Source organism: Rathayibacter sp. AY1C6 (genome assembly GCF_002931535.1).
GTDB lineage: Bacteria > Actinomycetota > Actinomycetes > Actinomycetales > Microbacteriaceae > Rathayibacter.
The window spans coordinates 16814-40440 of sequence record NZ_PSWC01000021.1 but is presented as its reverse complement, the minus strand read 5'-3'; the positions used below and the strand labels follow the sequence as shown (position 1 = coordinate 40440).

Genomic DNA, 23627 nt, shown 5'->3' with positions numbered 1-23627 from the left:
CACCTGATCGAGGAGGACTACCTACCCGATCGGGTGGGCGGTGCCGCTCGCGGGTAGGACGGGTAGGTTCGGGGGATGGATCCCGCCGAGTCCCCCGCCTCCCGCACCCTGCTGCAGCAGCACGCCCGCACGGTGGCCGAGCAGGCCGACCGGCACGCGGTGGCGCTGGAGTCGGTGCTCGCCGCCCTGCGCGCCGAGCGCCTCGACGACCGTGCGGCCCGCACCGTCGCGATCGACATCGCCGCGAACGCCCTGGTCGAGCTGCGCACCGCCTCGGACGAGCAGCGCAGCGCGATGCTGGAGCCCGTCGTGGGCGCGTTCGCGCGGCTCCGGAGCGACCTGCGTCCGCTCGTGCGCTTCGGCGACCTCGACGTGCAGTTCGTCGAGCCGCCCGCCACCGGGCGCGCCCTCCCCGGCGAGGTGGCGCACGCCGCCCGCGCGATCGTGCGGAGCGCCGTGCTGGCCTTCGTGGAGTCGGAGCAGACGCGCCGGGTGCGGATCCAGTGGGACTGCGACGGGCTCAACCTGCTCATCGAGATCCGCGACGACGGCCAGGGCGAGCTGACGACCCGCGACGACGCCCTGCGCCCGATCGCCGAGCGCGTCCGCGGGCTCGACGGGGAGCTCTCGGTCGCGTCGACCGCGGGCTGGGGGTCGACCCTGTCGATCCGCCTCCCCCTCGATCCGCCGGCGCAGCCCGACGGGCTCGACCTCGCCGAGCTCAGCGCCCGCGAGCGGGAGGTGCTGAACCTGATCACGCTCGGCGCCTCGAACCAGCGGATCGCGGACGACCTCGGCATCAGCGGCAACACCGTGAAGTTCCACGTGTCGAACCTGCTGCGCAAGGCCGGGGCCCGCACCCGGGCGGAGCTGGCGGCGCTGGCGCGCTGATCGATCCGGGTGCCCCGTCCTCGCAGAGCCGTCCTCGCAGAGCCGCCCCCGGACGCACGGACGGGCCGCGGCTGCCGCCGAGGGTCTCCCCCTCTGCGGCGCCGCGGCCCGTCCGGCCGATCAGCGCGTCCCGATCACTCGCTCCGGAGCAGCCCGAAGCGGAACCGGCCGGAGCCGTCGAGCGTGTCGTCGATGCCCGAGATCGTGGAGGAGGCGATGACGGTCTCCGTGCCCTCGAGGAGCGGCACGGTGATCGCCTTCTCCGCCGCGAGGCGCTGCGCCTCCTCGATCGCCGCGGTGCGCTCGTCGCCGGGGGCCAGGCTCCGCTCGCGCAGCACGACCTCGTTGTAGGCGTCGTCCTTCACGGCGGCGCCGAGGATGGAGGGGGCCTCGTCGGTGCCGTAGAGCAGGTTCAGGTAGTTGTCCGAGTCCGGGTAGTCCGCGAACCAGCCCTGCTGGTAGAGCGGGTAGGAGGTCGACTTCTCCTTCACGTACCGCGTCCACTCCGTCGACTGAAGGTCGACCGTGAACAGCCCGCTGCGCTCGAGCTGGTTCTTGATGAGCGCGTACTCGTCCGAGGTGCTGGAGCCGTAATGGTCGGTGTTGTACTGCAGCTTGAGATCGACGGGACCGGTGATCCCGGCGGACTGGAGCGCGGCGGCGGCCTCGTCCGCGCTGGGACCGCCGCTCCCGTCGCCGAAGGCCTGCTCGTACGCCGGCGTCGATCCGGTCAGGGCGCTGGGGACGATCGAGTAGACCGGCGCGTAGGTGCCCTTGTAGACCTGGTCCGACAGCTCGTCGCGGTCGATCAGGTCGGCGACGGCGGTGCGGACGGCGAGCGCCTTGTCGGCGTCGGCCTCGGAGGTCGCGGAGCCGTAGGGCATGGTCTCGGGGTTGAAGACCAGGAAGCGCATCTCGGCACCGGGACCGGAGTGCACCGTCAGGCCCTCCTCGCCGCGGAGGTCCTCCGTGTCGGTCGCGTTCAGCGTGCGGTAGGCGACCGCGATCTCGCCGCGCTGGATGTCGAGCTTGAGGTTGCTCTCGTCCGCCTAGTAGCGGACGATCACGGACTCGTTGGCGGCGGCGCCGAGGAGGCCGTCGTAGGAGTCGTTGCGGGTGAGCTGCACGAGCGAGTTCAGCGTGTAGCTCGTGATGGAGTACTGCCCGCTGAAGGCGTCGCCGGCGACGATGTCGTCGTCGGTGGTGAGGGAGTCGGCCGAGAAGACGTCCTCGTCGACGATCGCGGCGGCGGGGCTGGTGAGGATCTGGGGCCAGAGGGCGTTGTCCGGGGTGGCCAGTGTGAAGACGACGGTGGAGTCGTCCTCCGCCTGGACCGAGACCATGTCCGAGAGCAGCGACGAGGGGCCGTTCGGAGCGGCGATCGCCACCTGGCGCTCGAAGGTGAAGACCACGTCCGAGGCGGTGAGCGGATTGCCGTTGGCGAAGGCGGCGTCCTCGCGCAGGGCGACGCGGTAGTGGGTGGGGTCGGTGAACTCGGCCGAGGCCGCGAGGTCCGGCACGGGATCCGTCGATCCGGGGGCGGAGGTCAGCAGCCAGGAGAAGACCTGGTTCTGCAGCGTCGCCGAGCCGAGGTCCCAGGAGCCGGCGGGATCCAGGGCGGTGACCTTGTCCGTGGTCCCCAGGAGGATCCCGGGGGGCGCCTGGGCGCCGGTGGTGCCCGGCGAGCAGGCGGTGAGGGCGACCGGCGTCGTGCCGTCGCGGTTCCGGCTACTCGAGCAGCTTGCCCGCGGTGGCGACCTCGCCGCTGATCAGCGCCTGGATCTCCTCCGGCACCGCGGGGATCTCCTCGCGCGTGATCCCCGCGGAGGGCGACCAGACGAGGTTCACCTGGAGGGCCGGGTCGATGTCCGGGTAGTCGCTGCGGTTGTGGCAGCCGCGGCTCTCCCGGCGCTCGAGCGCTGCCTCGAGGGTGGCCCGCGCGGCCATCGCGGCCGACTTGAGGTCGAAGGCGTGGGCGAGGTCCTGGAAGCCGGCGATGTCCGGGTGCACGCCGATGTCGGCGATGCGCGCCTCGATCGCGTCCAGCTCGGCGAGCCCGGCGAGCAGGCCCTCCTCGTCGCGGACGACTCCAGCGTGCTCGGTCATCGTGTTGCGGATCGCGCGCTGCAGAGCGCGGACGTTCTCGGTGCCGTCGGCCGCGAGCAGGCCGGCGATCTCGTCGCGGGCGACCTGGACGGACGCGGCCGAGCGCGTCTGGGCGGTCAGTGAGGCGGAGTACTCCGCCGCCGCCTGCCCGACGATCCGGCCGAACACCAGCAGCTCGATCAGCGAGTTGCCGCCGAGGCGGTTGGCGCCGTGCAGTCCGCTGGAGGCCTCTCCGATCGCGTAGAGCCCGGGGACGTCGGTGCTGTGGTCGTCCGAGCGCACCCAGACCCCGCCCATCGAGTAGTGCGCCGTGGGCGCGATCTCGATCGGGTCCTTCGTGATGTCGAGCATCTGCAGCTCGAGCATCGTCTGGTAAACCCGCGGCAGCCGGGTCATGATCGTCTCGCGCGGCAGATGCGAGACGTCGAGCCAGACCCCGCCGTTGGGCGTGCCGCGACCCTCCTTGATCTCGGTGTAGCAGGCGAGGGCGACGCGGTCGCGGGTCGAGAGCTCGAGGCGCTCGGCGTCGTACTTGCCCATGAAGCGCTCGCCGAGGCCGTTGCGGAGGATGCCGCCCTCGCCGCGCGCGGCCTCGGAGATCAGCGTGCCGGCCGCGTTCTCGGGCTCGATGATGCCCGACGGGTGGAATTGGACCAGCTCGGGGTCGCGCAGGCGACCGCCGGCCTCGACGGCCAGGCGGAACGAGTCGCCCGTGTTCTCGTCGCGGCGGGAGGAGGTGCGGCGCCAGATGCGGTTGTGCCCGCCCGCGGCGAGGATCACCGCATCCGCGTGGATCAGGTAGCGGGTGCCGTCGACGAGGTCGAAGCCGTAGGCGCCGAACACTGCTCCGTCCTCGTTGACAAGGATGCGCGTGACGTACACGGTGTCCAGGATCGGGATCTCGAGCTGGGCGGCCCGGTTGACGAGCGTGCGCTGGATCTCGAGGCCGGTGTAGTCGCCCGCGAAGGCGGTCCGGCGGTAGGTGTGCGCGCCGAAGAAGCGCTGCGAGATGCGGCCGTCGTCCTCGCGGGCGAACGGCATGCCGTAGCGCTCGAGGTCCTGGATGCCGCGGGCGGCGTTGGAGGTGACGATCTCGACAGTGTGCGGGTTGGCGAGCTGGTAGGACTCGGTGATGGTATCGGCCGCGTGCTGCTGCCAGCTGTCGTCGGGGTCCATCGTGGCGAGGGCGGCGTTGATGCCGCCGGCAGCGAGGGAGGTGTGCGCGTCCGACTTCGAGCGCTTGCCGAGCGCGAGGACGTCGACGCCCGCCTCGGCGAGCTCGATCGCGGCGCGCAGGCCCGATCCGCCGGTGCCGATGACGAGGACGGAGGTGGAGATCCGGCGCTCCGGTGCGGTGGTCTCTGAAGTGGTCATGCTTCCACGCTAGGCACGGCGCTTCGATTACTCCAATGCATAATGCTGGGCACAGCCATGCGCATAGGGTATGCATGTGGATCTCGAGCAGCTGACCGGATTCGTCGAGGTCGCCCGCCTCGGCAGCTTCACCCGCGCCGCCGAGGAGCTGCATCTCGCGCAGCCCTCGCTGAGCCGCCGGATCGCCGCGCTGGAGCAGGACCTCGGCTCCGAGCTCTTCCACCGGGCGCGTTCCGGCAGCACCCTCACACCGGCCGGGGAGCTGCTGCTGCCGCTCGCCCGGCGCATGCTCGCCGACGCCGGATCGGTGCGCCGCGAGCTGGCCGAGCTGGCCGGACTCGAGCGCGGCCGAGTGCGGTTCGGCGCGACGCCGACGCTCTGCATCAGCCTCGTCGCGGAGGTGCTGCACGCGTTCCACTCCGCGCATCCCGCCGTGGAGCTGCACCTCGCCGAGGACGGGTCGCGGAGCCTCTTCGACCGGCTGGCACGGGGCGAGCTCGACCTGGCGCTGGTGACGACCTCGACCGCGGCCGCTCCCGGCGCCTTCACGGTGACGCCGCTGCTCGTCGAGGAGCTCGTCGTGGTCTCCTCCGCCGCGGAGCCTCCCCTCGCCGCGACCGGTGCGCTCGACCTGGCGGCGGTCGCCCGCCTCCCGCAGATCGTCTTCAACTCCAGCTACGACCTGCGCCGCACGACCGACGCCGCGTTCGCCGCCGCGGGCCTGGAGCCGGACGTGGTGCTGGAGGGCGCCGAGATGGACGCGGTGCTGCGCTTCGCCGAGCGGGGCCTCGGCGTCGCGGTCGTCCCGGCGATGGTGCTGCAGGGGCGCCCGGGGCTGCGCTCGATCCGCCTCGAGGAGCCGACGCTCGAGAAGCCCACCCTGACCCGGACGATCAGCCTTGCGCGCCCGGCGGACCTCGCGCCGACCGCCGCGGCGCGGGTCATGCAGCGCACCATCGCGGCGACCGCCCGCGCCTTCGCCGCCCAGGCCGGCGGAACGATGCGCCTGGCCGACGCCCGCTGACCGAGTTGGGGTCTCGAGGCGCCGCTGCTCGACCAGCAGTACGGCGAACATGCTGATCGAGCAGCCCCGGAGGCGTATCGAGATCTCCCCCGCACGCGCAGGAGCGCCCCCGGCCCCGCAGGGCCGGGGGCGCTCCCCGGTGGTTCAGCCGTGCGCTACGAGCACGGGCGCGCCGCGTACGGAGCGCTCACCTCCGTCTCGACGGGGGCGCCGTTCATCGTGGCCGTGGCCTCGACGGTCACCGCACCGGCGGGCAGGTTCGCCTGACGGGTGGTGAAGGCGTGCGACACGGTCTTGCCGGGCGCCACCGAGGTGAACGACTTCGTGCCGGACGTCGACGTGAAGGTCACGCCGACGGGGACGTCGGAGCCGTTGCTCGCCTGGACGGTGACGATCGCCTTGCCCGCGATGCAGCGGGTCGCCGCGCTCGCCGTGATGTCGAGCGCCGGAGCCGGCTCGCCCTCGGTGAAGGCGAAGGTGTCGAGCTCGAACAGGTCGCCCGAGGGTCCGGAGTAGCTGAAGTACACGTCGTGCACTCCCGTCGCTCCGGTCAGCGCGGCGCTGACGTCGGTCCACTCACCGGTCGTCCCGTTCACCGCGACGGTGCCCGCGACGGGCCCGGTCTCGGAGTCGAGGCGGACGGTGACGGTGCCGCCGGCCTGCAGCGCCTTGGCCTTCGCGGTGAACGTCGCGGCTCCGGTGTCCCCGAAGTCGACGGCGGACAGCGCGGTCCAGTCGCCGTTGTCGAGGTCCTTCAGCACGAGGTTCTGCGTCGCGCCCGCGGCGGGGGTGTCGAGCGGCGCCGTCGCGATGCCCTTGCTCCAGCCGATGGTCTCGGCCGGGAAGGTGCGGTACGGATCGAAGTCCTTCACCTGGTCGACGCCCTTGTAGTCGCCGACCACCTGCTGCACCGTGCCGTCGGCGTTGAACTGCAGCTCCTGGATGTGCGGGCTGCGGTACCCCTGGGTGGTGTCGCCGTTGATCCGCTTGTTGAGCGTCGGCGCGTGGTAGGTGAAGTAGTACTTGCCGCCCAGCTCGAAGACCGACTGGTGGTTGTTGCCGCCGGTGCCGGCTCCGAAGAAGCGGCTCTGGTTCGGGAACATCACGCCGGCGTAGTTCTCCTTGGGCCAGGACATCGGGTCGTCCGAGATCATGTAGCCGATCTCGCCGCCGCCCGGGTAGCCGGGCTCGCGGGTCTGGTTGCCGCCGAAGTCGTTGCCGCCGAAGTGGGACGAGTACGAGAGGTAGTACTTGTCCTGGCGCTTGAACACCTGGGCCGCCTCGAATGCGACGGGCGCGTCCACGACAGCGGAAGTGCCCTGGGTCGAGATCATGTCGTCGCCGAGCTCGATCACGCGGATGTTCTTCGGGTTGTTGAAGCGCTCGGCCGCGGGGAGCGCGGTCGAGGCGGGTCCGCCTCCGAAGAACAGGTAGCCCTGGCCGTCGTCGTCGACGAGCGGTGCCGGGTCGAACTTCCACGCGACCGCCTCGGCGCCCGGGGTGGACGCGTTGATGAGCGTGGAGGTGCGCTGGCTGGTCCACGGGCCCACCGGTGAGTCGCCGGTGATCACGTTGCTGGAGCCGCCGCCGTTGGCGTAGTAGAGGAAGTACTTGTCGACGCCGTTCACGGTCTTCTTCGCCATGCCGGGAGCCCACGAGTTGCCGGTGTAGGGCGCGACTCCGGTGGAGCCGGCGACCTGGATCTCGCCGTGGTCGGTCCAGTTGACGAGGTCGTCCGAGGAGATCACGGTGATCTGGTTGATCTTGCCGTAGTCGATGCCCGCCGAGACGCCCGTGGCGGGGTTGGGAGCGTAGCCCTGGGTGTCGTTCGTCATGTACATGTACACGCGGCCGTTCTCGACGAAGCCGAAGCCGTCGGCGCCGAACTTCCAGCCCATGAGCGGGTTGTGGTCGCCCGGGATCTTGCCCACGACCTCGATGGTGCGCGAGGCGGGCGCGGGCGGCGCCGCTCCGACCAGCGAGACGTCGTCGAGCTTGTAGTCCATGAGGTGCGTCTCGGGCGCGGCAGACGGAGTCGCGGTCCACGGCGTCTCGAAGAAGAGGCGCGCGGTGGCGACGCTCTGCCCGGCGGGGATGGTGAACGATCCGTTGATCGTCGCCCACTGCCCCTTCGTGGCGGTGACGCTCGCGAGGTTCGTGTAGGTGCCTCCGCCGTAGTGCATGGTGGCGAAGAACTGCTTGGTCGCGGGGCTCGCGGCGTTCTCGTACTTGATCTGCGCCTTGACCTGGTAGGTCTGGCCGGCGACGACCTTGCCGCTGAGGTCCTGCATGGCGCCCGCGCCGGTGGTCGTGCGGCCGGTGACGAGCGCTGCGGCGGTGCCGGTGCGCGCATCCGTGGTCGTCGCGATGGTGCCGGCGTCGGCGGCGTTGCCGTTGTTGACGAACCAGCTGCTGATGCCGCTCTCGAAGCCGCCGTTGACGATGAGCTCCGCCTCAGCGGCGGACGAGGTCTGGGCGGCGAAGGGGGCCACCAGGAGCGCGGTCAGCGCGGCCGTGGCCAGCAGCCTCAGCCGCAACCGCCCCTTCGGAGCGGCTTCTCGTTGTGGTGATCTCACGGATCCTCCTTGATCGTGTCGTGCAGGAGATCGTCGGCGACGGGTGCCGCTGACGCGTTCGGGGGCGGGGGCGGCCGCGCGGGCCGCCCCCGGAGTGCTCAGCCGCAGGACGCGGCCGGGTGGGGCGCTCTCACCGTGGTCGTCACCGGCTCGCCGTCGAGGGTGGCGGTCGCGGTCACGACCACCTCGGCGGCGGGGACCGAGGCCGCCCGCGTGGTGAAGGCGTGGCTCGTCGTGGCGCCGGGTGCGAGCGCGGCGACCGTCTTCGTGCCGGAGGCGCTCTCCATCCGGAGGGCGACGGGCACGTCGTCGGCGTTGGTCGCCCGCACGGTCACGACGACCTTCCCGGCGATGCAGCGGGTCGCGGCGGCGGCGGTCACGTCGAGCGACGCCTCCTTCAGCGTCCCGAGGCGGGCCAGCTGGTAGCTGAGCGCGCGCTCCGGAGCGTCGATCTGGTTCTGCGATCCCGCGGTGCCGACCGCCTGCGCCTTCGCGAGGACCGACTGGAGGTCGGACCAGGCGTCGGCCGGGTAGTCGTCGGAGCGGAGCGTCGCCGCGTGGGCGACGGCCGCGTCGAGCTGCGAGCGGTCGAGCGCCTTCCCCTCCGAGGAGAGGGTGTCGCTCAGGAGGAACTCGTCGACGTCGACGTGGCCGCCGGCGGTCTTCGTCGCGTAGCTGAACAGCCCGAGGCGGTGGCCCATGAAGTGCGTGAGCTGACCGTCGAGGGTCTGCGGGCCGACGCGGCTGCCGAGCTTCGTCCAGCTCGTCCCGTCGAGGCTGTACGAGAAGGTCGTCCAGAGCTGTCCGGCCGGGGCCGAGAGCTCGAGGTCGGCCTTCAGGCGCACCTGCGAGGCGTCGCCGAGGGCGGCGGTGGTGCCGGGGAGGAAGGACTCCACGGCCGCCTGGTCGAACGTGGTCGCGAACGGCTGGCTGCGGTTCACGACGCCGACGGTGGTGACGCCGTCCACGCGCTTGACCGCGACGTAGGAGAAGCCGCGGTTGTAGGCCGCGAGGCCGGCGACGTCGCCGTCCTTCATCCCGGAGACGTCGAACGCCGCCTCCGCCGACTGCTTCGGAGCCACGATGCGCTGGGAGAGCGTGTTGCGCGCCTCCTCCAGGTACGTCATCTCGGGCGAGCCCGAGAGACGCGTGTGCGCGGCCGTTCCGCTGAGCACCTTCCCGTTGGTGAGGCGGAGCCAGCCCTCGCGCTCGGTCAGCGACCAGTAGCGGTTGTCGGGGGCGTGGTTCCACTGCCAGGGGAGGGCGAGGGTCGAGCCGTTCGGCTGGATCTCGGCGGCCGTCGGGCGCTCGAGGGTGGGGGCGGCGCCGACGAGCGAGACGTCGTCGAGCAGGTACTCGGTGCTCGAGGACGCCGGCTGCGGGTTGCCCCACGGCGTCTCGACGGCGAACTTCACGCTGCCGACGTTCGCGGTCTCGGGCACCGTGTAGGTCCCCGTGATCGTCGTCCACTGCCCCTGCGTGACGGCGGCGGACGCCATCGTCACGGGTCCCGCGCCGAAGTCGGCGCAGAGGTTGAAGCGGACCGACGCGGGGCCGGTCGTGTACTTCACCTTCGCGGACACGGTGTAGGTCACGCCGCGCTGCAGCTTGTTCGCGAGCACCTGGCTCGGGCCTGAGCCGTTGAGCGTGCGGGTGCCCACGCGGAGCGCGGCGGTGCCGGACGCCGGGTCGGTCGTGTCGGCCGACAGCGTCGCGCCGAACTGGCCTGCCCACGGCGCCGTCCCCGACTCCGCTCCCGGGTTCTGGAGCAGCTGCACGCCGAGCAGCGACGCGTCGTAGGCGGGCGCGGGCGGGATAGTCCACGACTCGTCCTGGTAGGCCTTCGCCGGGGCGTCGTTGTCGAAGTCGTCCGAGACGACGATGCTCTTCTGCCGCTCGAACAGCTCCTCCTCGGGGCTGAGGCGGATCGGCTTCGGGAAGCTCCCGCCCACCGGCACCGAGCCGTTCGTCCCGAACGTCGGCCAGCCGTCCTTCCACGTCGCCGGGATGAGCCCGGGGATGCGGCCGGTCGGGAAGCTGTCGCGGAAGAACATGCCGTGCCAGGCGGTCGAGCCGTCCTCCTTCGCGATCGGCACGAGGCTCCCCTGGGCGAACCCGCTGGAGTTCAGCACGCCCTTGCCCTCGTAGGGGTTGCTGCCGTCGGCGGTCGCGTAGCGGCCCAGCAGCTCGGACGAGCGGAACAGCGCCACCTGGCGGCCCTGGCCCGAGGGCCAGGTGATGATGACGATGTAGTACTGCCCGTCGATGTACTGCACCTGCGCGCCCTCGAAGAGGCCGCCGAGGTAGCCGGCCCCCGGGTAATCCGAGGTGCGGAGGATGTTCGGGTACTCGGCGACGACGGTCGTCAGGTCCTCGCTCAGCTTCACGGCGCTGGTGGATCCGGAGCCGTAGAAGATGTACGGCGTGCCGCCGTCCGCGTCGTCGAAGAAGAGCGACGGGTCGTGGAAGGCGCGGCCGAGGGCCGTGCGGGTCCAGGCGCCGTCCTCGATGTCGTCGGTCGAGTAGAGGTAGGAGCCGCCGAGGTTGTTGGTGTTGAAGACCGCGTAGTAGCGGCCGTCGTGGTACCGGAGCGACGAGGCCCACTGGCCGTTGCCGTAGGAGTTCTGCCCGTTCCGGAGCGAGAAGCGGTCGCCGATTTCGAGCCGGTCGAAGACGTAGTTGACGATCTCCCAGTTGACGAGGTCGTAGGACTTCATGATCGGGGCGCCCGGGCTGAGGTGCATCGTGGTGCTGATCATGTAGTAGATGTCGCGGCCCTCGTCGTTCTCGGACGCGGGCACGCGCTCGACGCTGACGTCGGGCACGTCGGCGTTCAGCAGCGGCACGGAGTAGGTGCCGTCGCCGCGGTCCGTCGACGTGTAGGAGGCCTTCGGCGACCAGGCGCCGGCCGCGGTCGCCGGAGCCGCGCCGGAGGCGAGCAGGCCCGCTGCGAGGAGGGCGCCGATCGCCGTGGAGGCGACTGCGCGCATCGGGGTCATTCGAACAGCGACAGCGTCAGGACGGAGGAGTAGTCGCCGGGGGCGACGTCGGCCTCGGTCTTCAGGGTGAGGCCCGCGGACACGGTCCAGGACCCGTCCGTCGCGGTCTCCTGCGAGTCGAGCGACAGCGCGAGCAGCTCCTGGTCGAACAGGCCCACGGCGTCGGCGCCCTCGTCGAGGATCGTGTCGACCGGGTCGCCCTCGGACACGAGGCCCGACTCGCCGCCGTCCACGAGGACGGGCGTCCAGCCGAGGTGGTCGGAGGAGATGTCCTCCTGGTCCGCGTCGCCGGTGAAGGCGCTCGCCGAGCCGAGGACGTACCAGCCGGCTCCGGCCGGGATCTCGTCGACGGTCCGGGTGTCCGTCACGGTCACGTCGGGCAGCTGCCCGGTGAACGCGCGCACGATCGGGGTGGAGCCCTCCTCGGCGAGCGTGGCGGAGGTGCCGTCGATCGACATCGAGAGGGCGCCGGGCTGCTCCAGCTCCTCGATGCTGACGTTCACGTCGACGTCGTCGGAGCCGTACTCGGTGTCGGCGGCCGCAGCCGCGGCGGCGACGCCGGACAGGAGCAGGCAGCCGGCGAGAGCGGCGCCCGAGCGGACGAGCCAGAGGGGTCGGGGGGTGCGTCGCGTGGACATGGTGTTCCTCACTCGATCGGCATCGTCGCCGATCAGGTCGAGCGCCGGACGGCGCGGAGTGGTGGCGCGGCCCGAGGCCGCGAGAGGACGGAGCGCGGCGCAGCCCGAGGGGCGTTCGGCCGCGCCTGGAGCGCAGGACGCGCGGAGAGCGGCGGACGGCTCGTGCGCGGCGGCTTCCACAGCCTGGCCACGCGAGCTCCAGCTCTCGACCCCCTCAGCACTGAGGGGAGAAAGGCTGCCCGACACTCGTCTCTCTCGACTGCTGAGCTTTCCCTCAGCTAGTCTTGAGGCAATGTTACCGGGAACATTCCCGATTGCAAGGACGTGTTCTCAACCGTCCGGAGCAGCGCAGCGAGGCGATGACCGCGTTCCGCCGCGGCCGGGCGGGGACGGCGGGAGGGGACGAGGATGTCCGCAGGGGCGGCGACGGCGGAGGCCGAGCAGGAGGTCGCGACGACGGAGTGCGCGGAGCGCTCGGACGTCATCGGCGTGCTCCTGGGCGACTTCGAGCCGTTCGGCACGGAGGTGCTCCAGGGAGTGGCGACGGCGCTCCGGGGGACCCGGTTCGACCTCCTCGCCGGCAGCGGGGCGAGCCGCCGGGGCCGGGCGGGCTGGGAGCAGGAGTCCCTGCGGCGCCTCACCGAGGCGCACGTAGCGGGAGCGATCCTGGTGACTCCCTCCGGCGTGATCCCCTCGTCGAACCTGCCGCTCGTCGTCGTGGATCCGCTGACCGCGCAGACCGAGCTGCACTCGGTGGCGACCGACGACTTCGGCGGAGCGCAGCTGGCGACGAGCCACCTGATCGGGCTCGGCCACCGCCGCATCGGCTTCGTCGCGGGCCGCCCCGACCTGGAGTCGTCGCACCGGCGCGGCGCCGGCTACCAGCGGGCGCTCGCGGACGCCGGCCTCCCCTACGACCCCGCGCTCGTACGGGTCGGCTACTACCGGCACGACCCCTCCCTCGTCGCCGCTCACGAGCTGCTGCTGCTGCCCGACCGCCCGACGGCGGTCCTCGCCGCGAACGACGCCTCCGCCATCGCCGTGATCGAGGCGGCCCGGGCGCTGGGCCTCTCGGTGCCGGGGCAGCTGTCGGTCGTGGGCTACGACGACGTGCCCGACGCCTCCCGGGTGGTCCCCGCGCTCACGACGGTGAGGCAGCCGCTGCACCGCGTGGGGCGCGCGGCCGCCCGGGCGCTCCTGACGCTGATCGACGGCGGGAGCGTGGCCGAGCCGCACGTGCGGCTGCGCAACAAGCTCGTGCTCCGCGGGTCGACGGCGCCTCCCGCCGAGGGCCCGCCGTCCGGCTGACTCCTCCCCCTCCCCCAGCCGGCGGGAATACGCTCGGCGCATGAACCAGCAGCGCACTCCGGTCACGGTCACGGTCACGGGAGCGGGAGGCGCCATCGGCTACGCGCTCCTGTTCCGCATCGCCTCGGGTCAGCTCCTCGGACCGGACGTCCCCGTCCGCCTGAACCTGCTCGAGATCCCCTCCGGCCTCCGCGCGGCCGCGGGCACGGCGCTCGAGCTGCAGGACGGCGCCTTCCCCCTCCTCCGCGGGATCGAGGCGACGGACGACCCGGCCGCCGCGTTCGACGGCGCGAGCGTCGCCCTCCTCGTGGGCGCCCGGCCGCGCAGCGCGGGCATGGAGCGCGCCGACCTGCTCGCCGCGAACGCGGGCATCTTCGGACCCCAGGGCGCCGCGCTGAACGCGCACGCCGCCTCCGACATCCGCGTGCTGGTCGTCGGCAATCCGGCCAACACCAACGCCTGGATCGCGCGGCGCAGCGCCCCGGACATCCCCGCCGGCCGCTTCACCGCGATGACGCGCCTCGACCACAACCGGGCGCTCGCGCAGCTCGCCGCGAAGCTCGACGCCCCCGTCGACGCGATCGAGGGCGTCGCGATCTGGGGCAACCACTCCGCCTCGCAGTACCCCGACGCGACGCACGCCACCGTCGGCGGACGGCCGGTGCCCGAGCTGCTCGACGCCGAGTGGCTGCACACGGAGTTCGAGCCGCGGGTCGCCAAGCGCGGCGCCGAGATCATCGAGGTCCGCGGCGCCTCCTCGGCCGCGTCCGCCGCCTCCGCCGCGATCGACCACGTGCGCGACTGGGTCGACGGCACATCCTGGACCTCGGCCGCTGTCGAGTCGGACGGCTCCTACGGGGTGGAGGAGGGGCTGATCTCCTCGTTCCCGGTCCGCTCCGTCGACGGCGAGTGGCGGATCGTCGAGGGGCTCGAGATCGATGCGCACTCCCGCGCGCGGATCGACGAGTCCGTGCTCGAGCTGCGCGCCGAGCGCGACCAGGCGCTGGCGTTCCTCGCGTCCTGACGCGCCCCTCCCCGTCCTGTCGCCACGGGATGCCACTCCGGTACGCCTCGCGCGACGTGTCGCGTACCGGAGCGGCATCTCGAGGAGGGGCTCAGCGGCGCTTCTCCGGAGCGGGGAGGGTGCCGGAGGCGCGGGCGGCCTCGTACCAGGCGTGCGCCTCCTCCTGGCGCTCCGCCTCGGCGCCGGTCGCGATCGCCGCGCGCACGTGCTCGGGCCCGTAGCCGAACGACGCGACCAGGTCGGCGGCGTGCGGGCGGATGCGGGCGAGCAGCCGGTCGATGTAGGACGTCACCGCGACCGCTCGCTGCGACGACAGGCGCCCGTGGATGAGGTACCAGTCGAGGTGCTTCTCGATCAGGCCCAGGCCGAACAGGTCGCGGAGCCAGGTGAGGACGGTGCGGGTGCCCGCGTCCTCGACGCCGGCGAGCGCCTCCGTGAACGCCTCCCACTGCAGCAGCTCGGCGTGCGCGCGCGCCGCCTCGATGAGCTCGCTCTGGTGCGCGTTGAACAGGCGTGCCGCCTCGTCGGAGGGCAGCTTCGACGCCGGGCGCAGCCGTGAGGCGATCCCCGCGACCATGCTCTCGACGCGGCCGGTGAGCAGCTCGCGCTGGTCCTCCCGCAGCTGGCCGACCGAACGGGCCGTCGATCCGCGATCGGCGACGACCTGGGCCAGACGGCGCAGACCCGAGTTGTCGACGGTCGCCCCCGCGACCTGCGAGGCGGCGTACCGCGCCAGCTCCGCGGGCTGGGCGCCCTTGAAGCGGCGTCCGACATCGGTCAGCAGGCGCTTGGCGACCAGCTGGAGGAGCACGGTGTTGTCGCCCTCGAAGGTCGCGTAGACGTCGAGGTCGGCGCGCAGCTGCGTGAGCCGGTTCTCGGCGAGGAAGCCTGCGCCTCCGCAGGCCTCGCGCGCCTCCTGCAGCGTGTCGAGAGCGTGCCAGGTCGAGAGCGCCTTCAGCCCCGCGGCGAGGGTCTCGAGGTCCTGCCGCGACTGCTCGGTGTCGTTCGCGCCGGAGAACACCTCGTCGAACGCCGTCAGCAGCTTCTCGTGCGCGAAGGCGGCGGCGTAGGTGGTGGCCAGGCGCGGCAGGAGGCGGCGCTGGTGCCGCTGGTAGTCGAGCAGCACCTCCTCCCGCTCGCCCCCGCCGGTGAACTGGCGGCGCTGATCGCCGTAGGTGACGGCGACCGTCAGCGCGATCTTCGCCGCGGCGACCGAGGCTCCGTCGAGCGAGACGCGGCCCTGCACGAGCGTGCCGAGCATGGTGAAGAAGCGGCGGCCCGGGCTCGCGATCGGCGAGGAGTAGGTGCCGTCGGCGGCGACGTCGCCGTAGCGGTTCAGCAGGTTCTCGCGCGGGACGCGGACGCCGTCGAAGTGGAGGCGGCCGTTGTCGATCCCGTTCAGACCGCCCTTGAGGCCGTCGTCCTCCCCGCCGACGCCGGGCAGGAACGCGCCCTGCTCGTCGCGGATCGGGACGAAGAAGGCGTGGACGCCGTGGTTCACCCCTAGGGTGACCAGCTGCGCGAAGACGACCGCCGCGCGCCCGTCCACCGCCGCGTTGCCGAGGTAGTCCTTCCAGGCCGCGCGGAACGGCGTCCGCAGCACGAACTCGCCGTCCTCGTAGGTGGCGGTCGTGGCGATCGACGCGACGTCGGAGCCGTGGCCGGTCTCGGTCATCGCGAAGGCGCCCGGGATCTCGAGGCTCATGATCCCCGGCAGCCACTTCTCGTGGTGCGGGCGGGTGCCCAGGTGCAGGACCGCGGCGCCGAAGAGCCCCCACTGCACGCCGGACTTGATCTGCAGCGACGGGTCGGCGGTGACCAGCTCCTCGAAGCCGGCGATGTTGCCGCCGTGGTCGGCCTCGCCGCCGAGGTCGACCGGGAAGGCGCGGTGCACGCCACCCTCGGCCGCGAGCACGCGCATCTGCTCCGAGACGCGGAGGCGGTGCTCCTTCATCGGGAGGCCGTCGGTGCGGTGCAGCTCGGGGCGGGCGGTCAGGGCGCGGCTGGCGAGGCGCTGCTCGCGCCAGGCGCCGAGCAGGGTCTCGCCGAGGGCGGCGACGTCGACGGCGGGGGCGCCGTCCTCGTCCAGGCGCGCGTCGACCTCGGAGCCGAGGGAGTCCACCGGCGGCGTGGGCGCGATGGAGCCCGAGCGGGAGCGCCGGGCCCGCGTGCGTCCGGTGGCCGCCCGGTCGGCGGCGTCGGCGGCGGAGCGGGGGTGGGGAGCGGTGCTGACCATGGTGTTCGTGTCCCTTCGACCGTCTGCGGTTCGGGCCGCTCCCGGTGCGTCGTGCGCCGACGGGCGCGGCAGCGGAGGCGGTCCTCGCACGGTAGGTCGCGCGGCGGCGCGGCGGAAACGTTCCGTCGCCCGGGCACAAACGGCGCCGGGCGGAGGCGGAAGCGCGTTGTCGGAACCGACCAGGCGGGGGCGGGGCGCCTCGTCTGTGCGCTGGGGCTGTCCCTGCCGACGGGAGCGGAGGAGGGGGCGGCTCGTCCGTGTGCTGAACGGACTGTCCCTGCGGATCCCAGCAGAGGAGCGACGCCGCACCGAAGGCCGCCTCGCTAGTCTCTCGGCATGAGCGAGCCGCCGCTGCCTCCCCCTCCGCCCGCCCGACAGCCGGCGGCCGGGCCGCCCGTGGTCGGCTCGCCCGCGTCTCTCGGGACTCCGGGTGCGCCGCCCTCGGACGTCGCGGCAGCGCCTCCCGGGCCTCCCGCCGCGCCGGAATACCGGGTGCCGGAAACCAGGACTCCGGGATCCGGGGCGCCGGGATCCGGGGTGCCGCATCGGCGTCCGGTCCGCGTCTGGGACCTGGTGCTGACGATCGTGCTGATCCTCGTGGCCTCCGCGGTGACGCTGCTGCTGTCGTTCTTCGGGCTGTTCTTCGCGATGGCCAGCGACTCGTGCGGCGGATCGAACGCCTGCGACATCGGCCTGATCGAGGGCGGGATGGTCCTCGCAGCAGGAGGAGTGTGGGTGCCGTTCCTCGCGGCGCTGGTCGTCTCGATCGTGCTGCTGGTGCGGCGGCGCATCGCGTTCTGGGTGCCGGTGGCGGGTCTCGCGGTGTCGTTCTGCTGCACGCTGCTCGGCGGGTGGATGGCGTCGACGGGCGCGGGCGGCTGAGGGCGCTCGCCGGCGCCTCGGACCGAGGACGCTCGCGTCGGTGCCGAGGTGGGCACGATCGCCGACGTGGGCGCCGGAACACGATCGCCCGCGCCGGCGCCCGCCTCCGTCGCGGGCGGTGAACCGCGCGCCTCAGCGATGGATCAGTAGCTGTCCCAGCCGGGCTCCCAGTCGGGCTCGTCCGGCGGCACCCAGTCGTCCTCCGGCGGCTGCGCGGCGGACACCGGCGGACCGGACGATTCGCGGCCGAACGAGGGCTTCGCCCCTTGCGAGCGGGACGACCCGCCACGGCCGGCCGGCGCGCGGCGGGGAGCGGGAGCCTCCTCACCGGGTTCCGGGACGGCGATCTCGGGGCTCTCCCCCGCGACGACGGCGAGAACGGCCTCGCCGTAGGTGAGCAGCTTCTTCTGGCCGACGCCGCCGATGATGCTGAGCGCGTCCATCGTCGCCGGCTCGGCGGTCGCGATCTCGCGGAGGGTCGCGTCGTTGAAGACGATGTAGGCCGGGACCGCCTGCGCGCGGGCCTGCGCGGCGCGCCACTCCCGGAGCCGCTCGAACAGCGGCTGAGCCTCGCCCGACAGCTCGGCGACGGTGGACCGCCCGGAGCGGGAGGATCCGCTGGAACGGGCCGGCTTCTCCGGCTCCTGCCGCAGCTCGACCTTCCGCTCGCCGCTGAGGACGGAGCCGGACGCGGGCGTGAGCACGAGAGTGCCGAAGCCGTCGTCGTTCACGCCGAGCAGGCCCTGCGCGAGGAGCTGGCGGGCGACTCCGCGCCACTGGGTGTCGCTGAGCTCGGCGCCGATGCCCCAGGTGGCCAGGCCGTCGTGCTGGTGCTGAGTGGTGCGCGGCGTGGTCTTGCCGCGGAGGACGTCGATGATGTGTCCGGCGCCGAACTGCTGGTTGCGCTCGCGCTTGAGGCGGACGACCGTCGACAGGAACTTCTGCGCCGCGACCGTGCCGTCCCAGGAGGCGGGCGGCTCGAGGCAGGTGTCGCAGTTGCCGCAGGCGGTGCTCTCCTGGCCGAAGTAGGCGAGCAGGTTCACCCGGCGGCACTGGACCGTCTCGGAGAGCGCGAGCATCGCGTCCAGGTGCGCGGACATCCGCCGACGGTGCGCCAGGTCTCCCGGCGACTCGTCGATCATCCGGCGCTGCTGCACCACGTCCTGCAGGCCGTAGGCGAGCCAGGCGGTGGACGGCAGTCCGTCGCGGCCGGCGCGACCCGTCTCCTGGTAGTAGCCCTCGACCGACTTGGGCAGGTCGATGTGCGCGACGAACCGCACGTCCGGCTTGTCGATCCCCATGCCGAAGGCGATGGTCGCGCAGACGATGACGCCCTCCTCGCGGAGGAACCGCGACTGGGCGGCGGCGCGCACCCGCGAGTCGAGGCCCGCGTGGTACGCGACGGCGTCGAAGCCCGCCGAGCGCAGCGCCTCGGCCGTCGCCTCGACGCTCTTGCGGGAGAGGGCGTAGACGATGCCCGCGTCGTGCGCGTGCTCGCGCCGCAGGAAGTCGATCAGCTGCTTGCGCGGCTCGACCTTGTTGACGATCCGGTACTGGATGTTCGGGCGGTCGAAGCTCGAGACGAAGTGGCGGGCGGCGCCGAGGTGCAGGCGCGACGTGATCTCGCGGTGCGTCGCCTCGGTGGCGGTCGCGGTGAGGGCGATGCGCGGGACGTCGGGCCAGCGCTCGGCGAGCTCGCCCAGTGCGAGGTAGTCGGGGCGGAAGTCGTGGCCCCACTGGCTGACGCAGTGGGCCTCGTCGATCGCGAAGAGGGCGATCCGGCCGCGGGCGAGGAACTGCTTCATGCCCTCGTTGCCCAGGCGCTCCGGGGCGACGTAGAGCAGGTCGAGCTCGCCGTCGAGGTAGGCGCGCTCGACGCGGCTGCGCTCGCCCGCGTCCTGGGTGGAGTTGAGGAACTCGGCGCGGACGCCGTTCGCGCGGAGGGCGTCGACCTGGTCCTGCATCAGCGCGATGAGCGGGGACACGACCACGCCGGTGCCGGGGCGCACGATGGCGGGGATCTGGTAGCAGAGCGACTTGCCGCCGCCGGTGGGCATCAGGACGACGGCGTCGCCGCCTCCGATGACCTGCTCGACGATGGCCTGCTGCTCGCCGCGGAAGGAGCCGTAGCCGAAGACCTTCTCGAGGATCGCCTGCGCCTCGGAGGATCCGGATCCCGGGGCGCCGCTCGCCGCGTCGCTCCGGACGCCGCCGCGGGACTCCGCCGAGGGGTCGGCGAGCGGCGGGGCGGGGAGGGCTGTCGCGGTGGGCTCTGTCACCCGGGGAACTCTACCCGCCGCCTCCGACGCCGCCCCGGGGGTCCGGGGAACTGTGGAGAAGGGCTGCAGGGAGGGAGCTGGGGAGGCGGATGCGGGGTGGTCGGGGGCTTCTGCGGCGTCCGGCTCAGAGGTCGGTGAGGGTGCGGGTGTCGCCGTCCCAGAAGCGGACGCCCGCGAGGCCGACGGTGAACGGCTCGCCGAGGAGGGGGACGGCGGCGCCGAGCTGCTCGGCGCGGAGGCGGCGAGAGACGCTGATGTGCGGCGTCCAGGCGTCCGGGAGCGAGGTGTCGACGCCGCCCGGCACGAGGCGCGTGGCCCGATCGTGCAGAGCGTCGAGGGCGGGCGAGCGGACCACTCCCCAGGCGAGGACGAAGCGCCCGGCGTGCGGGAAGAGGAGGACGGCGCCCAGGTCGACCGTCGCCGGCAGCGGACCGAGCGCGCCCGGCTCCGGGGCGGTCAGCTCGGGCCCGGCGACCAGGGTGAGGTGCGGGCGGTTGCTGGCGGACGTGTGCAGCGCGAGGCTCGGGATGCCGGCCGCCTCGAGCGCCTCCCACTGGCCGCGGACGCGAGCCTCCGACTCCGGATCGAGGAGGACTTCGAGGCTGCGCATGTCCACATTCTGCCGCGGCTCCCGTGTGCGGGCCTTCGCGGGCGCGCGGCCACTCGCGGGCGCGCGGTCCTCGTCGGCTCCCGCGAGTGCGCAGGAGTCGTCGCACTCGAGCTCGAGTGCGACGACTTCCGCGCACTCGCGGGGGCGAGGAGCGGGGCGGTGACGGGGAGCGGGGCGGGCACCGCCCACCCGCGCCCCGCCACCCGCGTCAGCCGATCGTCACGAGGGCGGCGAACAGCTCCGGCGCTCGGCGGTCGACGATCCGACCGCCGACGCGGATGCCGACCAGCGCGAAGACGGTGCCCAGCACGAGTGCGGCCGCCAGTCCGATCAGGCCGAAGGCCGGGTCGCCGCCGATGAGCGAGATCGCGCCGAGGACGATCGACGGGAGCGCCAGCAGACCGGTCGCGGCCATGCTCCCCAGCATCACGACGCTCGAGATCATCCCGGAGCCCGGCGGCGTCTTCAGCGGGCTGTCCCCCGGCCCGGGCACGGGGTAGACCACGAGCGACGAGGCGACGCTCGACACTCCGAACCCGCTGAGCACGAGGGCCAGCGCCATGCCCAGCACGGCCGGGATCGCGTCGGCGCGTCCCGCGTACAGCGCGGTGCCCACCGCCACGACGACGACCGCAGGGACGCCGATGATCGCGGCGGCGACGACGCGACCGGCGCGGTCGGCCGACCCCGTCACTCCGGAGCTGACGTGCGCCGCCCAGGCGGTGCCGTCGTACGACACGTCCGCGCAGAGGGTCACGCCGAAGATCAGGCCGACGAGCACGGCCGAGAGCAGCACGAAGGTGTCGCCGCCGCTGCCGATCGCGGAGTAGAACACCGCGAGGACGACGACGGCGGGGATGACGAGGAGCCCGCGGCTGTAGCGCGGGTCGCGCCACCAGTAGCCGAGGGCACGCGCGGCGACGGCGCCGGTCGGGGTGCCGGGGAAGCGCCCGAACAGGCCGAGGCCCGCGGATCCGGAGGCGGAGTGCGCGCCGGACGCGGCGGGCTCCGCGAGCGCGTGCCGCAGCGCCCGGGCCCACGCCCAGACGAGGACGGCCAGCGTCGCGAGCCCGATCAGCAGGCGCGCGATCGCCGCGACCCAGTCGCCCGCGACAACGGATCCGGGGACGGCCCAGATCGCGCCGAGCGGCGACCAGCCGAGGGCGCCCGCGATCACGGGCAGGACGTCCAGGCCGTCGCGGATCACGTTCGTCAGGCCGAAGAAGAGCGGTCCGAGCAGGATGACGACGACGAGCACGACGCCGCCGATCACCTCGCGGTAGCGGCGGCTCGAGCCCAGGCCCGTGGTGAGCGCGCCGATCAGGCGGGACGCGACCACGCAGGTCGCGACGCCGATCACCGCGGCGACGAGGCCGGGCAGGATGCCGATCGGACGGCTCCACCAGGCGGCGGCGGAGGCGAGCGCGCCGAGCGAGGTCACCACGCCGGGGATGCCCGCGAGGCCCGCGGCGGCGAGCCCGAGGAGGAGGGTCCGCAGCGGGATCGGGAAGGTCGCGAGGGTGGGCAGGTCGAGGCTCTGGTCGGAGCCGGACAGGAAGATCGGCCCGAGCACCCAGCCGAGGATCAGAGCGGAGCCGCCGAGGACGATCGCGACGTTCGCGAACGCCGGGTCCGTGCCTCCGAGCGCGACCAGGCCGGCCGCGACCAGGCCGAGCACCGCGATCGCGTAGAGACCGCCGAGGATCACGCCGATCAGCTGCCACACGTTCCGCGTCAGCGAGTTGCGGAGCAGGAGCAGCCGCAGCCTCAGGAGATGCGCAACCATGCCGGTCCCTCCTGGTGGGTGCGGCCGCCGACCAGCTCGACGAAGCGCTCCTCGAGGCTGGAGCCGGCGCGGACCTCCTCGAGGGTGCCGGAGGCGAGCACGCGGCCGTCGGCGATGACGGCGACCCGGTCGCACATCCGCTCGACGAGGTCCATGGAGTGGGACGAGACGATGACCGTGCCGCCCGACGCGACGAAGCCGGTGAGGATGTCGCGGATGTTCGCCGCCGAGACCGGGTCGACCGACTCGAACGGCTCGTCGAGCACCAGGAGGCGCGGGGCGCGCACGAGCGCGCAGGCGAGCGCGATCTTCTTGGTCATGCCCGCGGAGTAGTCCACGACGAGCGTGCGGTCGGCCGGATCGAGGCCGAGCAGGGCGAGGAGGTCGTCGGTCCGCTCGACGACGACGGAGCGCTCGAGCCCGCAGAGCAGACCGTAGTAGGTGACGAGCTGGAGACCGGTGAGGCGGTCGAACAGCTTGACGCCGTCGGCGAGGACGCCGATCAGCCGCTTCGCCTCGAGGGTGTCCTTCCAGACGTCGACCTCGTGGATCGTGACGACGCCGCTGTCGGGGCGGAGCAGGGCCGTGGCCATCGAGAGGGTCGTCGTCTTGCCCGCGCCGTTGGGGCCGACGAGCCCGAAGAAGGACCCGGCGGGGACGTCGAGGTCGATGTCCTTCACGGCTTCCTTGTCGCCGAAGCGCTTGCGGAGGCCGCGGATCCGCAGAGCGACCTCGCCGTGGCGGCCGGAGGCCTCGGGGGCGGCCCACGCGGGGGTCGCGGAGTCGGTGTGCTCGGAGTCGGTGTGCTCGGCAGCGGTGCCGTCGGCGGCGGTGCGCGCGGCGGGGCTCTCGGTGTCCGTGCCGTCCTGGGGAATGCCGGGGGGCGTCGTCCCGTCCATGTGTGTCCCTTCCGGGCCGCGGTGGGCGGCCGCTCCTCCACCCTAGGCAGGCGCTGCGGCCGGGGCATCCGTCCCGCGATGGAGTCGCGCGGCCCCGGCCCCTCGGCGGGGCGGGGCGGGAGCGCGGCCGCCTACGCTGGCCCCATGCCCACGCTCCTCCTCGTCCGGCACGGACGCACCACCGCGAACACCGCGGGGATCCTCGCCGGACGCACCGCCGGAGTGCGGCTCGACGACGTCGGACGCACGCAGGCGGCCCGCACCGGGGAGCGGCTGGCGGCGGTCGAGCTCGCGACCGTGGTGTCGAGCCCGCTCGAGCGGTGCCGGCAGACCACGCGCTTCGTCCTCGAGCGGCAGACGGGATCGCCGGCGACGGTGATCGACAAGGGCATCACCGAGTGCGACTACGGCGACTGGTCGGGGCGCTCGCTGCGGGATCTCGCGACGGAGCCGCTCTGGGCGACGGTGCAGAACCAGCCCTCCGCGGTGGTGTTCCCCGGCGGCGAGGGGATGCTCGCGATGCAGGCCCGGGCCGTGTCGGCGATCCGCCGGCACGACGCGGCGGTGGCGGAGGAGCACGGGGCCGGCGCGGTGTGGGCGGCGGTCAGCCACGGAGACACGATCAAGGCGATCCTCGCGGACGCGCTCGGCATGCACCTCGACCTCTTCCAGAGGCTCAGCGTCGGACCGGCGTCGGTGTCGATCATCCGCTACGGCGCGGGGCGGCCCGAGGTCGTCTCGATGAACACGGACGCCGGGGACCTGGGCTGGCTGCGGAAGGCGGCCCCTGTGGCGGACGCCGCCGTGGGGGGCGGGGCGGGGCACGAGTAGGCGCGGGTTCGGGAGGGCCGCTTCAGGGCTCGATCGAGCGGCAGGGATGCGGGTGCTCGCCGACGATGGATCTCGATGCGCCCGCTCCGCGGGGGGCTCGGTCAGCAGGAGGGGCGGGCCGCTCGATCGGCAGACCGCCCGAGGCCGACGCGCGCAGCCACTGC

General features: G+C 73.1%; 15 protein-coding genes and 1 pseudogene. 6 read left to right on the top strand and 10 right to left on the bottom strand.

Annotated features, from left to right (window positions below):
* Nucleotides 1–75 precede the first annotated feature (75 nt).
* Nucleotides 76–891 (top strand): LuxR C-terminal-related transcriptional regulator, encoded by an 816-nt coding sequence (locus C5D36_RS12835; RefSeq protein ID WP_104295992.1) that lies wholly within the window; start codon nt 76–78, stop codon nt 889–891.
* A gap of 134 nt (nt 892–1025) precedes the next feature.
* Here C5D36_RS12835 and C5D36_RS17210 read toward each other — a convergent pair.
* Both C5D36_RS17210 and C5D36_RS12820 read right to left on the bottom strand, forming a co-directional pair.
* Nucleotides 1026–2411, bottom strand: a pseudogene (locus tag C5D36_RS17210) (ABC transporter substrate-binding protein).
* Between the two features lie 208 nt (nt 2412–2619).
* The gene (locus C5D36_RS12820) at nt 2620–4371 is read right to left on the bottom strand and encodes an L-aspartate oxidase (protein ID WP_104233661.1); all 1752 of its coding nucleotides are present in this window, start codon (nt 4369–4371) and stop codon (nt 2620–2622) included.
* A 70-nt stretch (nt 4372–4441) separates the two neighbouring features.
* Here C5D36_RS12820 and C5D36_RS12815 point away from each other — a divergent pair, with 70 nt between their 5' ends.
* The gene (locus C5D36_RS12815) at nt 4442–5395 is read left to right on the top strand and encodes a LysR family transcriptional regulator (protein ID WP_104295989.1); all 954 of its coding nucleotides are present in this window, start codon (nt 4442–4444) and stop codon (nt 5393–5395) included.
* Between the two features lie 155 nt (nt 5396–5550).
* Here the strand turns inward: C5D36_RS12815 and C5D36_RS12810 are convergent, their stop codons facing one another.
* The 3 genes from C5D36_RS12810 to C5D36_RS12800 all read right to left on the bottom strand — a co-directional run bounded on the left by C5D36_RS12810 (nt 5551) and on the right by C5D36_RS12800 (nt 11608).
* A complete protein-coding gene (locus C5D36_RS12810; protein WP_219812600.1) occupies nt 5551–7971 on the bottom strand; it encodes a family 43 glycosylhydrolase in 2421 nt (806 codons plus the stop codon).
* Between the two features lie 98 nt (nt 7972–8069).
* A complete protein-coding gene (locus tag C5D36_RS12805; RefSeq protein WP_258062940.1) occupies nt 8070–10961 on the bottom strand; it encodes a family 43 glycosylhydrolase in 2892 nt (963 codons plus the stop codon).
* Nucleotides 10962–10966: 5 nt separating this feature from the next.
* A complete protein-coding gene (locus C5D36_RS12800) occupies nt 10967–11608 on the bottom strand; it encodes a hypothetical protein (RefSeq protein WP_104296000.1) in 642 nt (213 codons plus the stop codon).
* Nucleotides 11609–12016: 408 nt separating this feature from the next.
* On the opposite strand from C5D36_RS12800, the gene C5D36_RS12795 reads away from it, so the two are divergent.
* The gene (locus tag C5D36_RS12795; protein WP_104295986.1) at nt 12017–12916 is read left to right on the top strand and encodes a substrate-binding domain-containing protein; all 900 of its coding nucleotides are present in this window, start codon (nt 12017–12019) and stop codon (nt 12914–12916) included.
* Between the two features lie 40 nt (nt 12917–12956).
* On the top strand, nt 12957–13940 hold the full coding sequence (locus C5D36_RS12790) for a malate dehydrogenase (RefSeq protein WP_104295985.1): 984 nt from the start codon (nt 12957–12959) through the stop codon (nt 13938–13940).
* Nucleotides 13941–14031: 91 nt separating this feature from the next.
* On the opposite strand, the gene C5D36_RS12785 is transcribed toward C5D36_RS12790, so the two are convergent.
* Nucleotides 14032–16176: an acyl-CoA dehydrogenase gene (locus C5D36_RS12785; RefSeq protein WP_104295984.1), complete on the bottom strand. Its 2145-nt coding sequence runs from the start codon at nt 16174–16176 to the stop codon at nt 14032–14034.
* A 336-nt stretch (nt 16177–16512) separates the two neighbouring features.
* Between C5D36_RS12785 and C5D36_RS17030 the strand changes: the two genes are divergently transcribed.
* Nucleotides 16513–17058: a DUF6264 family protein gene (locus tag C5D36_RS17030; RefSeq protein ID WP_219812599.1), complete on the top strand. Its 546-nt coding sequence runs from the start codon at nt 16513–16515 to the stop codon at nt 17056–17058.
* Between the two features lie 143 nt (nt 17059–17201).
* Here C5D36_RS17030 and recQ read toward each other — a convergent pair whose 3' ends face one another.
* The 4 genes from recQ to C5D36_RS12760 all read right to left on the bottom strand — a co-directional run bounded on the left by recQ (nt 17202) and on the right by C5D36_RS12760 (nt 22632).
* The gene (gene recQ, locus C5D36_RS12775; RefSeq protein ID WP_104295983.1) at nt 17202–19337 is read right to left on the bottom strand and encodes a DNA helicase RecQ; all 2136 of its coding nucleotides are present in this window, start codon (nt 19335–19337) and stop codon (nt 17202–17204) included.
* A gap of 124 nt (nt 19338–19461) precedes the next feature.
* Entirely contained in the window at nt 19462–19947 is a 486-nt protein-coding gene (locus C5D36_RS12770; protein WP_104295982.1) for a 2'-5' RNA ligase family protein, read from the bottom strand.
* Between the two features lie 208 nt (nt 19948–20155).
* Nucleotides 20156–21733: a transporter gene (locus C5D36_RS12765; protein ID WP_104295981.1), complete on the bottom strand. Its 1578-nt coding sequence runs from the start codon at nt 21731–21733 to the stop codon at nt 20156–20158.
* On the bottom strand, nt 21715–22632 hold the full coding sequence (locus tag C5D36_RS12760; protein ID WP_104295980.1) for an ABC transporter ATP-binding protein: 918 nt from the start codon (nt 22630–22632) through the stop codon (nt 21715–21717). Before C5D36_RS12760 ends, C5D36_RS12765 begins: the two co-directional genes overlap by 19 nt.
* Before the next feature lie 144 nt (nt 22633–22776).
* Here C5D36_RS12760 and C5D36_RS12755 point away from each other — a divergent pair, with 144 nt between their 5' ends.
* The gene (locus tag C5D36_RS12755) at nt 22777–23463 is read left to right on the top strand and encodes a histidine phosphatase family protein (RefSeq protein ID WP_104238837.1); all 687 of its coding nucleotides are present in this window, start codon (nt 22777–22779) and stop codon (nt 23461–23463) included.
* The last annotated feature ends 164 nt before the right edge of the window (nt 23464–23627 follow it).